Here is a 12440-nt window from a genome sequence, read left to right as displayed (position 1 = left end):
CCCGCCGGACGAGCCGAGACAGGTATTTGCGGATGTGGCAGCAGACCCTGATCACCTTGCGCCCGCGGCCGCGTGGCTTCCACCTGGTCACCGCGGAAATCCTGGCGGCACTGCCGGAACTGGAGCGCTTCCGCGTCGGTCTGTTGCACCTCTGGCTGCAACACACTTCGGCTTCCCTGACGGTCAACGAGAACGCCGACCCAGCGGTTCGGCGGGACTTCGAGCGATTCTTCAATCGCCTGGTGCCTCAGGGTGAAAGCGGCTATGAACATGACTATGAAGGGCCGGACGATTTGCCCGCGCACTTCAAGGGCAGCCTGTTGGGCTGCCAGCTAAGCCTGCCGGTCCGGGACGGGCAGCTTGAAATGGGCACCTGGCAGGGTGTCTACCTGGGCGAACACCGCGACCATGGCGGTGCGCGCAAGGTGTTGGCGACCTTGCATGGCGAGGCGCCCTGAATTTTTTCCGGCAGCGTTAGAAAGCTGGCGCAGCTGGGCTATAACTAACCTGCTTTGGCAAGGCATGAGGTAGAACATGAGCGACGAAGAACTGGAACAAGACGAGCTGGAAGCGGCCGACGAGGACGACGGCGAAGAGCTGGCTGCAGCCGATGATGGCGATGGCGACGATGAAAGCGAGGCCCCTGCTCCCTCCGGGAAGAAGGCCAAGGCTGCGGTCGAAGCTGAAGAGATGCCCAGCATCGAAGCCAAGCAGAAAGAGCGCGATGCCCTGGCCAGGGCTATGGAAGAATTCCTGGCCCGTGGTGGCAAGGTGCAGGAGGTCGAGCCCAATGTGGTAGCCGACCCGCCGAAGAAGCCGGACAGCAAGTACGGCAGCCGCCCCATCTGAGGCAGGCTCCCGTCGAAAGAGCCCGCCATTGCGCGGGCTTTTTCATGGGGGCGGGAAGGTCCGTGCGAATGCAGGCCGTAGGATGGGTAGAGGTGCGAAACCCAACGGCTCCCAGTCGGGCTGGGCGTTGGGCTTCACGGAGCTCAGCCACAACCTACAAGAGCAGGCCATCGGTCTGGGGGAGATTCCATGTCAATCAGCCATGCAGCGGCCCCGTAGGTTGGTCCGAGCCTGCGAGGCCCAACGTGGCCAGTCACAGGCGCCTGCGTTGGGTTTCGCTGCGCTCTCGCGGAACGCCGCCGGCACCAACCTTCTAAAGGTTGAGCGAATTCATTCGCGAAAGGCTGTAACTCGGGAGCCGGTGCGCATGGCGCACCCTACGAGTCACTCAGTGCCACTTCGCCCAGCGTGCCAACACGCCGGGCAATTCTCCCAGGCTGGAAATCTCGGCATCCGGCAGCCTTTCGCCCGTCCAGTCCTTGCCCTGCGGGTTGAACCAGATGGCGCGCAGGCCGGCACGGCGGGCGCCTTCGATGTCGTCGGCCGGGTGGTCGCCGATGTGCACGGCCTCCCCGGCGCTCACGCCGCCGCGCTTGAGGGCTTCGAGGAAGGGCACCGGATCAGGCTTGCCGATGCCCAGCTCTTCGGCGCAGAGCGCGAACTTGAAGAAGTCGGCCAGGCCCAGGCGGCGCACGTCGGCGTTGCCGTTGGTGATTACACCCAGGCTGTAACGGTTGGCCAGGCGTTCCAGGGTGGGCACGGTGTCGGGGTAGAAGGTGATGCGGTGACGGGCCTGGAGCATGGCCTGGAAGGCGCCCTCGGCAAGATCGATGGCGTCTTCCGCTGAGTAACCCACGCCTTCCAGTGCGCGCCGCAGCGTGCGCCGTCGCAGCTCACTGAGGCGGTGCTTGAGGGTCGGCTCCGCAGCCAGGATCTCGCCGCGAATGGCCCAGAGATGCTCCACCGGGAGGGTGCCCAGGATCGGGGTGTGTTCCATCAGCCAGTCGCGCATGGCGGCTTCGGCGCCTTCGATCACCGGACGGTTGTCCCAGAGGGTGTCGTCCAGGTCGAAGGTAATCAGCTGGATGCTCATTCGTCCGTTCCTCGTCGCTTGGCCCTTGGGTGGGCGCGGTCATAGACCGAGGCCAGGTGCTGGAAATCCAGATGGGTGTAGATCTGGGTGGTGGAAATGTCGGCGTGGCCAAGCAGCTCCTGCACCGCTCGCAGGTCCTGTGATGATTCCAGCATATGGCTGGCGAAGGAATGCCGCAGCATGTGCGGGTGCAAATGCTGGCCCAGTTCACGAACTCCGGCCTGGCGCACGCGCAGCTGGATGGCGCGCGGTGACAGGCGACGGCCCTGCTGGCTGACGAACACCGCCGGCTCGGCGGGACGGGTGGAGGCGCGCAATGGCAGCCACTCTTCCAGTGCCTCGCGGGCCTTGCGACCGACGGGCAGCTCACGCGTCTTGTTGCCTTTGCCGCGGACCCGCACCAGGCCGGCGGGCAGGTCGAGGCCGTCTAGGTCGAGGCCCACCAGCTCGGACAGGCGCAGGCCCGAGGAGTAGAAGAGTTCGAGCATGGCCTGGTCGCGACGGGCGATGAAATCGTCTTCCACTGCGCCGTCCAGCAGTTGCTGGGCGCGGTCGGCATCCAGTGCACGGGGCAGGCGGCGGGCGCCCTTCGGGGCGGCGAGGCCGTTGGCCGGGTCATGGCGGCAGTGGCCTTCGCGGATCAGGTACTGGTAGAGGCCGCGCACCGCCGAGAGCAGGCGGGCCAGGCTGCGGCTGGACAGGCCGTCTTGATGCAGGCGGGCGATGAAGCTGCGCAGGCTGCGGACGTCCAGGTCTTTCCAGTCGGCGATACCGGACTTTTCGCAGAGCGCGCAGACCTTCAGCAGGTCCCGGTGGTAGCCGTCGAGGGTGTGCGCCGAGACCTGGCGCTCGCTGCGCAGGTGATTCAGGTAGGCATCCAGGTCGGCTTGCATGGGACTTCCTTGGAATACGTGGTGGCGGCTTATCTCACCGATCGCAGGGGGCTGGCGAAGCGCGGCAGCACCCGGGCTAGCACTTCGGCGATGTAGCCGAGGAACAGGGTGCCCAGGGAACTCTTGTAATGCTGCGGGTCTGGACTGCCGATGGCGAGTACGCCATGCAGGCCCTGGTGGGTCAGGCTGACCACGGCGGCGGAGCCGACCTGGTCGCGCTCGTCGGCCCCGAAGAGGAATTCCAGTTCGTGGCTGCGCAGCACGCCGCAGATGGTCTTGCCTCCAGCCAGCAGGCCGCCGATGCTCTGGTGCGCGTCGGCGGAGGTGACGCTGCGGCCGACCGGCAGGGTGGCTTCGCTGAACAGGATGAGGCTGACGAAGGGCACCTGGAACTCATGGCGCAGGCTGTCTTCGACGGCACCCACCACTTCCTCCAGGCTGGAGGCGTCGAGCAGGTCGAGCACCAGGCGACGGGTCTTGTCGAACAGTCGGTCGTTCTCCCGTGCGACATCCATCAGTTGCGACAGGCGATGGCGCATTTCGATGTTGCGCTCGCGCAGCAGCTTCACCTGGCGTTCCACCAGGGACACGGCTTCGCCCGGCAAATGGGGGATGCGGAGTTCGGGAATCAGCTCTTCATGCCGGACGAAGAACTCCGGATGGAGGCGCAGGTAGGCGGCCACCGTCTCGGAGTCGAGGTGTTGCGGCGGTTCCTGGTGCTGGTCGGTCATAGGCGAACCTGTCCTTCGAATACGCGGACGGCGGGTCCGGTCATCATAACGGGCTGCCCCGGACCGGCCCACTCGATGGAGAGTCGGCCACCCGGCAGGTCGATCAGGACCGGGGAGTCCATCCAGCCCTGGCGGATGGCGGCCACCGCAGCGGCGCAGGCGCCGGTGCCGCAGGCCAGGGTTTCCCCGGCGCCGCGTTCCCAGACGCGCAGCTTGGCATGCTTGCGGTCGACTACCTGCAGGAAGCCGACGTTCACCCGCTGCGGGAAGCGTGGGTGGTGCTCCATTTTCGGCCCCAGGCTGTGGACCGGCGCCGTGGTGACGTCGTCCACTCGCAGCACCGCATGGGGATTGCCCATGGAGATGGCGGCGAGTTCGACGGTCTGGTCATCGACTTCGACCGGATAGCTCAAGGCTTCGTCGTCGGCGATGAAAGGGATCTGCTGCGGGACCAGGCGCGGCGGGCCCATGTCCACGGTGACCTGGCCATCAGGCCGGACATCCAGCTCGATGATGCCGCTCTTGGTTTCGACGCGGATGCGCTTTTTCACCGTCAGGCGCTTGTCGATCACGAAGCGGGCGAAACAGCGCGCACCATTGCCGCACTGCTCCACTTCCGAACCGTCGGAGTTGAAGATGCGATAGCGGAAGTCGACATCCGGGTTGGTGGGCGCCTCGACGATCAGCAACTGGTCGAAGCCGATCCCGGTGTTGCGATCGCCCCACTGCTTGGCGTGCTTGGGCTGGATATGGGCGTGCTGGCTGACCAGGTCGAGGACCATGAAATCGTTGCCGAGGCCGTGCATCTTGGTGAAGCGCAATAGCATGGTTGCGCCCTCACTGCGGCAGCAGGCTTTCGCCGGCATAAAGGTCTTCGATGGTTTCGCGACGGCGCACTTCAAAGGCCTGTTCGCCATCTACCAGCACCTCGGCAGCACGGCCGCGGGTGTTGTAGTTCGAACTCATCACGAAACCGTAGGCACCGGCGGAGCGGACCGCCAGCAGATCGCCCTCGGCCAGCACCAGATTGCGTTCGCGGGCGAGGAAGTCGCCGGTTTCGCAGATCGGGCCGACCAGGTCGTAGGTACGCTCGATGCCGGCATGGGGTGCAACCGGCACCACGTCCATCCAGGCCTCGTAGAGGGCGGGACGGATCAGGTCGTTCATGGCCGCGTCGATCACGGCGAAATCCTTGTGTTCAGTGTGCTTGAGGTATTCCACCTGGGTCAGCAGAACGCCGGCGTTGGCGACGATGGAGCGACCGGGCTCGAACAGCAGCTCCAGGTTGCGGCCCTGGACGCGCTGGCGAATAGCCTGGATGTAGTCGCCAGGCAGCGGCGGTTGCTCGTCGCGGTAGCGCACGCCGAGGCCGCCACCGAGGTCCAGGTGGCGAATGGCGATGCCGCGGGCGCTCAGGCGGTCGATCAGTTCCAGGAGGCGGTCAAGAGCGTCGAGGAAGGGCTCCATGCTGGTGAGCTGGGAGCCGATATGGCAGTCGACGCCGATCACCTCGAGGTTCGGCAGGCTGGCGGCCTGGGCATAGACGGCTTCGGCTTCGTCTATGGAAATGCCGAACTTGTTTTCCTTCAGGCCCGTGGCGATATACGGGTGGGTGCCGGCATCCACGTCCGGGTTGACCCGCAGCGATACCGGTGCCTTCACCTCCATGGCCGCGGCCACGTTCTGCAGGCGTTCCAGCTCGTTGCGCGACTCGACGTTGAAGCAGTGCACGCCGGCTTCCAGCGCTCGGCGCATGTCGTCGCGAGTCTTGCCGACACCGGAGAAGACGATGCGCTCGGGCGCGCCACCGGCAGCCAGGACCCGCTCCAGTTCACCGCTGGATACGATGTCGAAGCCTGCGCCAAGGCGCGCCAGCAGGTTCAGCACGCCGAGGTTGGAGTTGGCCTTGACCGCGTAGCAGACCATCCCCGGCGTACCCGCCAGGGCGTTGGCATAGGCGTTGTAGCCGGCCTCGATGGCCGCTCGGGAATAGACGTAGGTCGGCGTGCCGAAGCGAGCGGCGATATCGGACAGCGCTACGCCTTCCGCGAACAGCTCGCCGCCGCGGTAAGTGAAAGCGTCCATGGAGGCTCCCCCGATCAGCGGATGTACACGTCTTTCTGGTGTTCTTTCGCTGCTTTTTCGTCGTCAGGCATGTACAGCGGGCCTTTCTGGCCGCAGCCGGCCAGCAGGCAGGCAACAGCGAGCAGCGCGACGAAGGGGGCGTGGAGTCGCTTCATGACGGAATCCTTGCAGAAAACGTGAATTGTTCCGGAGTATACCGACCCCCCGACGCCTTGCCTATTCGCCGGAATTCCCGTCTGGCGTGGCTTGCGGGCGTGCGCCGGGCTAGCATTGGCGGCTGAAAAAGGAGAACCCATGGACAACGCCGCAGCCCTTGCCGGCTCGGTCTCGGTCGCCTATCTGCAGGGTCTGGTGGCGCGAGGCCGGGTTATCCTTCAGCCAGCTGGCGGACATCGCCTTGCTGGTCGGGTTCAGCGAGCCCGGCTCACTGGCTCGTGCTTTCCGCCGCTGGACCGGACAGCGTCTCGGCGAGTACCGTCGCCCCCCCGTTACCCCCATGCCTTGAGGTAAACCCCGATGAGTTTGAGCGAAGCCCGATTCCACGACCTGGTCGATGAAGCCCAGGAGCGCGTGGAAGACGCATTCGATGACAGCGACCTGGATCTGGATCTGGAAAACACCGGTGGCGTACTCACCGTGCGTTTCGAGAACGGTAGCCAGGTGATCCTCAGCCGCCAGGCGCCGCTGCGTCAGCTCTGGGTCGCGGCACGATCGGGAGGCTTCCATTTCGATTTCGACGAAGCCAGCGGTCGCTGGATCTGTGACAGCAGCGACGAGCCGCTGGGTGAGCTGCTCAGTCGCGTGACTCGCGAGCAGGCGGGCGAAGACCTTGAGTTCGACGAACTCTGACAGCGCGCCCCCGGCACGCTATCCGTCGCCCTGCGTCCGACGTTGCTGTCTGGATGATGCTGACGTCTGCGTAGGCTGTGGTCGGACCCTGGCAGAAATCTGCGAGTGGAGTCAGGCAAGCGACTCGCGCCGCCGCGATATCTGCGCGGCCGCCGTGCAGCGACGGAGCCAATTGCCACACTGACCAGGTGGTCTTGCCAATCGCTGGCGTGCTGACGTACTGTCGGGCTTCTGGACGAGTTGTCTGGATAGACAGATTCTGAAACCCCGCCTTCGGGCGGGGTTTCGCTTTTTCGCAGCCTGCATAAGGAGTCTCGCCTTCGCCATGAACACCCACCCGCCCATCACCATTACCCGTCTCGACCTGCAACGCCTGGAGCGCCTGCTCGACAGCCTGGAGGAGTTCGGCCCCGCCGCCGAGGCGCTGGAGAGCGAGCTGGCTCGTGCCCAGGTGGTTGGCCACGAGGAGGTTCCGCCGGGCGTCGTCACCATGAATTCCCGCGTGCATTGCCGCGAGGAAGGCAGTGGCAAGGACTACCACTTGACCCTGGTCTACCCGGACGACGCGGGTGGCGAAGGCAAGGTTTCCATCCTGGCTCCGGTGGGCAGCGCGCTGCTGGGCCTGTCTGTCGGCCAGCACATTGACTGGCCGGTTCCTGGCGGCAAGACCCTTAAGCTCACGTTGCTGAACGTCGAGTACCAGCCCGAGGCGGCCGGCGAGTACAGCCGCTGATCCCCGGCCAGGTTTTGCTCAGTGTGGGAGCGAATTTATTCGCGAATGAATTCGCTCCCACAAGGCGATGAGCCGACCAGAGTGCCGGCTCAGCTATCGCGCAGCGCCCTGTTCAGCCTCTCTTCCAGCTCGACCTTGTACCGCAGGTAGTGAACCGTCTGCGCCTGGCCCTTGCCTTGCACCCGGGACAGGTCCAGGTCGGTGATGTAACAAGGGTAGCGTTCCGGTTCGCGGCGCTGGGCCAGGATATGCCGGGCCACGGCGGCGAACAGGCCGGCGCCGTACTCCAGCTCAGAGAACTCCCGATGGTTGCAGTAGAGGGTCACATGCACCAGTCCTTGCTCGGCCGGCTCGACGATGGCCTGCACGTCGTAGAAGGGATGGCTGACTGCCGCTGACGGCGCCGCGCGACGTTCCAGTTGGCGGCCTTGGCGTACCACCTCGTAATAGAAGATTTCCGGCACCAGCATGGCCAGTGGGCTGTCCAGCGGCAGCAGGGCGTTGCGCCGGTAAAGCAGCGATTGCAGGAAGCGGTGCAGCGGCGTCAGCAGGCTCTGCTCATCGCGAAATGGCAGGCGCTGGCGCCACAGCGCGTTGTGCTCGTCCAGCAGGCTGATCTCGGCACTGTCGCCATTCTGGCGATAGAACACCTGGATGCAGTGGGGGCGACCGAGAGGCAGGATCACTGCCAGATCGACGTCCTCAAGGGCATGGCGGTCAAGTTGCAGCGGGCTGTAGCCCGGCAGGTCGCGACCCAGATGCTCCACCAGTGCAGGTAGGTCTGCCAGGCTGGCGTGGCTGACCTGGCCGAGTTCCAGCTGCAGCACATGGAAGCGTTGCTGGATCTGCAGCAGGAAGCGCGGAATGCCCGCGGTGCCCAGCATCTCCTGGGCATCGCCAAACAGCTCTTCCACCCGCTGGCCAATGGCCTGGGCGCGGTTGCGACAGAAGCAGCGCACCCGTAGCCCGGGACGCGCGCCGTTGGCCGGCAGGCTGTTGAGGTAATCGCGCAGGCAGGCGAGCAGGGCGTCGGGGCCCTCGTAGCGGCTCACCAGCAATTCGTTCCAGCTGTTCAGCGTGACCTGGTCGAGGGTCAGCACCAGGTTCTCGCGCACCCCGGAGTAACCCAGTGCATCGGTGCGTTCAGTGGTGAGGTGAAGGTTCTTCTGGCTGTGCTGCTTTAGTGGATCGATCCCCACGTTCACCAGCAACAGCACCTCGGCCGGAACCCCGGCACGCAGCAGGGCGCTTTCGTCCACCTGTCCCTGGGGCAGGGGGAAGGCCTGTTGCAGGCTGGCCAGGAGGTTGGACAGCTCATGCTCAGTCAGGTCGCTGGTACCCGGATGCAGGGACACGCGGGTGCCGGTGTCTATCACCCCGTTGCGGTGACACCAGGCAAGCAGGGGCACCAGCTCGCGGCTGCGTTTCAGTGGCGCGAAGTCCTGCCAGTCGAGGGCGTTCAGGCTGCCGGAGAACAGCGCCCACTGGGTTTCGCCCTCGGTATCCGTGGGGCACTGCACCAGGGTGAGGGTGTCTTCGGCAATGTCCGGGGCGATGCCCGGGTTGATGAACTCCACCTTGCCCGCCTTGCGCTCGAAGGCTGCATAGAGGCGTCGGCCGAGCACGCCCAGGTCGCGGCTGCTGAGGGTGCAGATGGCCTGTTCACTACGGGCGAACTGGGACAGGAAGCGGTAGCTGTAGGTCAACTCGTTGACCAGGGCGCGGCGCTCGGCCAGGACCTGGCGCACTTTCCATTGACTGCGGCTGTCGAGCATCGCCAGCTGGCGGTGCGGCCAGTGCCACTCGGCAGTCAGGCGCTCCAGCAGGAGGCGCTGCCAGCTCTTGCTGCGGTTGCGCGGCGGCCGGCTGAGTTTCTTGTTCACCTTCAGGTACAGGCAGCGGCGGATCAGCTCCAGGCGCTCGGTTTCATTGCGCCCGCGCAGGTACTCCTCCAGCCGGCGGTAAACCACCATGTAGGGGTCCAGCTCGTCGAGGTCGAGGCGGTTGGCATAGACCGACTCCTTGAAGCGCAGGGACAAGCAGGCGACCTGAGGGTGTTCACTGGCGTAGACCTCGGTGAGCAGTAGCTTGAGCACCGACTTGTAGGGCGACTCGATGCCCTTGAACAGCTGCCACATGCTGGCGCCGATGAACTCCCCCGGAGGGATGTGCGCCAGGTGGCCAAGGTCGAGTACTTCCTCGGCGCGGAGGAAGCGCTTGGACAGCAGCGTGCGGCTGTACTCGGCGTAGCGCGCCTCTTCATAGACTGGCACCAGCCACCAGAGTGGCGTGCGGCCGGCGAGCCAGATGGCGGTACGGTAGAACTCGTCCAGCAGCAGGTAGTGCTGGGTAGTACCGCAGTCGTCGGAGGTCAGTCGCGCTTCACGGTCGCCCTGGGTGAAGCGCGCCGGGTCGACCAGGAAGAAGTGCGCTTCGGCGCCCTGGCTGGCTGCCCAGGTCTCCAGGGCACTGCACTTGCGCTGCAGTTCGGCGGTGGCAGCCGCGTCCATCTCCGGCGCGTGGCAGACCCAGATGTCCATGTCGCTTTGCTCGGCCTGGGCGATGGTGCCCAGGCTGCCCATCAGGAACAGGCCATGAATAGGCGTGGGTTGCGGGCCGCGCCGCGCCTTGTAGGCGAAAGAGCGGGTCAGCCGCTGGGCTTCGGCCAGCAGGTCGTCGTCGGGTTCATAGGCGGCGACTCCGGCTGGCGCTGTGCCGGAAACATAGCCCGGCAGCAGTGGGTGATTGACGTGGAAGAGCAGGGGCAGCAGCTTCAGGACCAGCTGCTGGCGAGTGGATAGCGCCTGCATGGCACGGTCCAGCCGGCCAGCATTGACCTTGAGGAAGCGGGCGCGCAGTTGCGCGAGGACCTTGCGGTCGATGCCGTCGTCGATGTCCGGGCGGATTTCCTGGGTGCGCGTCATGCTCTGTTCATGTCCCGATGCTGGCGGCCTGGCCGGCAGCCTTCACTGCCGGCAGGCGTCCGCATTGTATCGCCCGTAATGTTGCCGACTTGAGCGGCAGCGGTTTCAGGCGTGTTCGGGCAGGAGAATGGTGCGTAGGGCCTGGACGTGTTCGGCGGCGTCGAGACCGAGGCTGGTCAGGTAGCCGCCGTCGGCTTGGGTGATCAGGCCTTTCTGGTGCAGTCGCATGACCGCAGCCTGGGCTCTGGGGTTGGCGCTGTTGTGGACCTTGATGCCTTCCTGGGTGTTGTCCAGGTTGAACAGGGCCAGCAGTTCGAATTCAGCGATGAGTTCGGGGGTGAAGACCATGGTCGCTCCTTGTTCTTGTCGTACCGCGGAGGCCGGCAGGTTGCCGGCCGGAAACTGGAGTCAATGGAGTGTAGGTAAGGTCAGGCCTGATCTTCAGGCAGGTCCGGCAGTGCCCGCAAGGCCCTTTCGTACCATTCGGTGTCGAAGGCGCGGTCGGCGGCGAGCATGGCATCGATTTCGTGGGCCAGCACCAGGGCCATCAACTGGAGGATTTCCTCGCGATCAAAGCCCACCAGAGTCAGCTTGTTGAAGGTGGCGCGAGCCGCAGGCGGTTCGCCGGCTTCGATCTGGTTCTCGATGGCCTGGGTCAGGGTGGCCTCGGCGAAGGCCTCTTCGCCGTCATCAATGTCGTCGGTCATTGCGATTTCCTGTCATCGAGGCAGCCGGGTGGTGCCTGGGGCTCCACCCGGCGTGAGGGTCAGCGGGCAGCCAGCAGGGCCTTGCCGCGCTGGACGGCAGCGCGAACCTGGTTCGGCGCGGTACCGCCGATGTGGTCGCGGGCGTTGACCGAGCCTTCCAGGGTCAGTACGGCGAACACGTCGTCACCGATCTGGTCGCTGAACGTGCGCAGTTCGTCCAGGCTCATCTCGGCCAGGTCCTTGCCGGTATCCACGCCGTACTTCACCGCGTGGCCGACGATTTCGTGGCAGTCGCGGAAGGGCAGGCCCTTGCGCACCAGGTAGTCGGCGAGGTCGGTAGCGGTGGAGAAGCCGCGGCGGGCCGCTTCGCGCATGATTTCGCGCTTGGGCTTGATGGCCGGGATCATGTCGGCGAAGGCACGCAGGCTGTCGCGCAGGGTGTCGGCGGCGTCGAACAGCGGTTCCTTGTCTTCCTGGTTGTCCTTGTTGTAGGCCAGCGGCTGGCCTTTCATCAGGGTCAGCAGGCCGGTGAGGGCACCGAACACGCGGCCGGACTTGCCGCGTACCAGTTCGGGTACGTCAGGGTTCTTCTTCTGCGGCATGATCGAGGAACCGGTGCAGAAGCGGTCAGGCAGGTCGATGAACTGGAACTGCGCGCTGGTCCAGAGCACCAGCTCTTCGGAGAAGCGCGACAGGTGCATCATCGCCAGGGACGCGGCGGCGCAGAATTCGATTGCGAAGTCACGGTCGGACACGCCGTCCAGGGAGTTGCCGCCGACGGCATCGAAACCGAGCAGCTGGCAGGTGACCTCGCGCTGGATCGGGTAGGTGGTTCCGGCCAGGGCAGCGGACCCCAGGGGCAAGCGGTTGACGCGCTTGCGGCAGTCGACCAGGCGCTCGTAGTCGCGGCTGAGCATCTCGAACCAGGCCAACAGGTGATGGCCGAAGGTGACCGGCTGAGCGGTCTGCAGGTGAGTGAAGCCGGGCATGATGGTGTCGGCTTCGCGCTCGGCCTGTTCCAGCAGGCCCTGCTGCAGGCGGGTGATCTCACCGAGGATGATGTCGATCTCGTCGCGCAGCCAGAGGCGGATGTCGGTGGCGACCTGGTCGTTGCGGCTGCGGCCGGTGTGCAGCTTCTTGCCGGTGACGCCGATGCGGTCGGTCAGGCGCGCCTCGATATTCATGTGCACGTCTTCCAGGTCCACGCGCCAGTCGAAGCTGCCGGCTTCGATCTCGCCCTGGATCTGCTTCAGCCCGTCGATGATGGCATCACGCTCCGCCTCGCTGAGGACGCCGACCTGTGCCAGCATGGTGGCGTGGGCGATGGAGCCCATGATGTCGTGGCGGTACAGGCGCTTGTCGAAGTCAACGGACGCGGTGAAACGGGCGACGAAAGCGTCGACGGGCTCGCTGAAGCGGCCACCCCAGGACTGGTTGGTCTTGTCGGTGCTCATGGGTTCACTCGGTGCGGAAGGTGAAAGAAAGCCGATGGGCCGGAAAATACCGTCGATAATAACAGTGTTGCCGGAAAAACCGGCGCGGCCTGTCCGGTCGGGGGTGGCGCAGATTGCCGTGA

Annotated in this window: 15 protein-coding genes and 1 pseudogene; 6 read left to right on the top strand and 10 right to left on the bottom strand. The window is 65.3% G+C overall.

Going from position 1 to position 12440, the window contains the following annotated elements; translation table 11 throughout:
- The first annotated feature begins 32 nt into the window (after nucleotides 1-32).
- Nucleotides 33-458, top strand: a complete 426-nt coding sequence (locus tag THL1_RS27525) for a secondary thiamine-phosphate synthase enzyme YjbQ (protein ID WP_069086205.1) — start codon at nucleotides 33-35, stop codon at nucleotides 456-458.
- A 76-nt stretch (nucleotides 459-534) separates the two neighbouring features.
- Nucleotides 535-849 carry a transcriptional regulator SutA gene (sutA, locus tag THL1_RS27520; protein ID WP_069086204.1) on the top strand — a complete coding sequence of 105 codons (315 nt, stop codon included), beginning with the start codon at nucleotides 535-537 and terminating at the stop codon, nucleotides 847-849.
- A gap of 388 nt (nucleotides 850-1237) precedes the next feature.
- Here sutA and THL1_RS27515 read toward each other — a convergent pair whose 3' ends face one another.
- The 6 genes from THL1_RS27515 to lptM are packed head-to-tail and all read right to left on the bottom strand — an operon-like array spanning nucleotide 1238 to nucleotide 5806.
- The gene (locus tag THL1_RS27515) at nucleotides 1238-1942 is read right to left on the bottom strand and encodes an HAD family hydrolase (protein ID WP_069086203.1); all 705 of its coding nucleotides are present in this window, start codon (nucleotides 1940-1942) and stop codon (nucleotides 1238-1240) included.
- The gene (gene xerC, locus THL1_RS27510) at nucleotides 1939-2835 is read right to left on the bottom strand and encodes a tyrosine recombinase XerC (RefSeq protein WP_069086202.1); all 897 of its coding nucleotides are present in this window, start codon (nucleotides 2833-2835) and stop codon (nucleotides 1939-1941) included. Before xerC ends, THL1_RS27515 begins: the two co-directional genes overlap by 4 nt.
- Nucleotides 2836-2864: 29 nt before the next feature.
- Nucleotides 2865-3566 (bottom strand): DUF484 family protein, encoded by a 702-nt coding sequence (locus THL1_RS27505; protein ID WP_069086201.1) that lies wholly within the window; start codon nucleotides 3564-3566, stop codon nucleotides 2865-2867.
- Complete coding sequence (gene dapF, locus THL1_RS27500; RefSeq protein WP_069086649.1) at nucleotides 3563-4393, bottom strand: diaminopimelate epimerase; 831 nt, start codon at nucleotides 4391-4393, stop codon at nucleotides 3563-3565. The genes THL1_RS27505 and dapF overlap by 4 nt, the downstream gene beginning before the upstream one ends.
- Nucleotides 4394-4403: 10 nt before the next feature.
- The gene (gene lysA, locus THL1_RS27495; protein WP_069086200.1) at nucleotides 4404-5651 is read right to left on the bottom strand and encodes a diaminopimelate decarboxylase; all 1248 of its coding nucleotides are present in this window, start codon (nucleotides 5649-5651) and stop codon (nucleotides 4404-4406) included.
- Between the two features lie 14 nt (nucleotides 5652-5665).
- Nucleotides 5666-5806: an LPS translocon maturation chaperone LptM gene (gene lptM, locus THL1_RS27490; protein WP_003457568.1), complete on the bottom strand. Its 141-nt coding sequence runs from the start codon at nucleotides 5804-5806 to the stop codon at nucleotides 5666-5668.
- 200 nt (nucleotides 5807-6006) lie between these two features.
- Between lptM and THL1_RS29990 the strand changes: the two are divergent.
- The 4 genes and pseudogenes from THL1_RS29990 to rnk all read left to right on the top strand — a co-directional run.
- Nucleotides 6007-6156, top strand: a pseudogene (locus THL1_RS29990) (helix-turn-helix domain-containing protein); the annotation flags it as partial.
- 11 nt (nucleotides 6157-6167) lie between these two features.
- A complete protein-coding gene (gene cyaY, locus THL1_RS27485) occupies nucleotides 6168-6500 on the top strand; it encodes an iron donor protein CyaY (RefSeq protein ID WP_069086199.1) in 333 nt (110 codons plus the stop codon).
- Nucleotides 6481-6684: a DUF1289 domain-containing protein gene (locus tag THL1_RS29360; RefSeq protein ID WP_083246025.1), complete on the top strand. Its 204-nt coding sequence runs from the start codon at nucleotides 6481-6483 to the stop codon at nucleotides 6682-6684. The genes cyaY and THL1_RS29360 overlap by 20 nt, the downstream gene beginning before the upstream one ends.
- 141 nt (nucleotides 6685-6825) lie before the next feature.
- Nucleotides 6826-7233 carry a nucleoside diphosphate kinase regulator gene (gene rnk / locus THL1_RS27480; protein WP_069086198.1) on the top strand — a complete coding sequence of 136 codons (408 nt, stop codon included), beginning with the start codon at nucleotides 6826-6828 and terminating at the stop codon, nucleotides 7231-7233.
- Between the two features lie 89 nt (nucleotides 7234-7322).
- On the opposite strand, the gene THL1_RS27475 is transcribed toward rnk, so the two are convergent.
- The 4 genes from THL1_RS27475 to argH all read right to left on the bottom strand — a co-directional run bounded on the left by THL1_RS27475 (nucleotide 7323) and on the right by argH (nucleotide 12318).
- On the bottom strand, nucleotides 7323-10157 hold the full coding sequence (locus THL1_RS27475; protein ID WP_069086197.1) for a class I adenylate cyclase: 2835 nt from the start codon (nucleotides 10155-10157) through the stop codon (nucleotides 7323-7325).
- A gap of 105 nt (nucleotides 10158-10262) precedes the next feature.
- Complete coding sequence (locus THL1_RS27470; RefSeq protein WP_069086196.1) at nucleotides 10263-10505, bottom strand: TIGR02647 family protein; 243 nt, start codon at nucleotides 10503-10505, stop codon at nucleotides 10263-10265.
- An 80-nt stretch (nucleotides 10506-10585) separates the two neighbouring features.
- Nucleotides 10586-10864 (bottom strand): hypothetical protein, encoded by a 279-nt coding sequence (locus THL1_RS27465; protein WP_069086195.1) that lies wholly within the window; start codon nucleotides 10862-10864, stop codon nucleotides 10586-10588.
- Between the two features lie 59 nt (nucleotides 10865-10923).
- A complete protein-coding gene (argH, locus tag THL1_RS27460; RefSeq protein WP_069086194.1) occupies nucleotides 10924-12318 on the bottom strand; it encodes an argininosuccinate lyase in 1395 nt (464 codons plus the stop codon).
- Between the last annotated feature and the right edge of the window lie 122 nt (nucleotides 12319-12440).

The sequence above is a fragment of the Pseudomonas sp. TCU-HL1 genome (assembly GCF_001708505.1).
Classification (GTDB): domain Bacteria; phylum Pseudomonadota; class Gammaproteobacteria; order Pseudomonadales; family Pseudomonadaceae; genus Metapseudomonas.
This window is presented reverse-complemented; position numbering and strand designations above follow the sequence as displayed.

Bases quoted from the DNA above. Each gene is read 5' to 3' on its own strand.
- cyaY (WP_069086199.1), top strand. From the start codon at position 6,168: ATGAGTTTGAGCGAAGCCCGATTCCACGACCTGGTCGATGAAGCCCAG.
- THL1_RS27475 (WP_069086197.1), bottom strand. From the start codon at position 10,157: ATGACGCGCACCCAGGAAATCCGCCCGGACATCGACGACGGCATCGAC.
- THL1_RS27505 (WP_069086201.1), bottom strand. From the start codon at position 3,566: ATGACCGACCAGCACCAGGAACCGCCGCAACACCTCGACTCCGAGACG.
- dapF (WP_069086649.1), bottom strand. From the start codon at position 4,393: ATGCTATTGCGCTTCACCAAGATGCACGGCCTCGGCAACGATTTCATG.
- lptM (WP_003457568.1), bottom strand. From the start codon at position 5,806: ATGAAGCGACTCCACGCCCCCTTCGTCGCGCTGCTCGCTGTTGCCTGC.
- sutA (WP_069086204.1), top strand. From the start codon at position 535: ATGAGCGACGAAGAACTGGAACAAGACGAGCTGGAAGCGGCCGACGAG.
- THL1_RS27465 (WP_069086195.1), bottom strand. From the start codon at position 10,864: ATGACCGACGACATTGATGACGGCGAAGAGGCCTTCGCCGAGGCCACC.
- THL1_RS27470 (WP_069086196.1), bottom strand. From the start codon at position 10,505: ATGGTCTTCACCCCCGAACTCATCGCTGAATTCGAACTGCTGGCCCTG.
- argH (WP_069086194.1), bottom strand. From the start codon at position 12,318: ATGAGCACCGACAAGACCAACCAGTCCTGGGGTGGCCGCTTCAGCGAG.
- rnk (WP_069086198.1), top strand. From the start codon at position 6,826: ATGAACACCCACCCGCCCATCACCATTACCCGTCTCGACCTGCAACGC.
- THL1_RS27515 (WP_069086203.1), bottom strand. From the start codon at position 1,942: ATGAGCATCCAGCTGATTACCTTCGACCTGGACGACACCCTCTGGGAC.
- lysA (WP_069086200.1), bottom strand. From the start codon at position 5,651: ATGGACGCTTTCACTTACCGCGGCGGCGAGCTGTTCGCGGAAGGCGTA.
- THL1_RS27525 (WP_069086205.1), top strand. From the start codon at position 33: ATGTGGCAGCAGACCCTGATCACCTTGCGCCCGCGGCCGCGTGGCTTC.
- xerC (WP_069086202.1), bottom strand. From the start codon at position 2,835: ATGCAAGCCGACCTGGATGCCTACCTGAATCACCTGCGCAGCGAGCGC.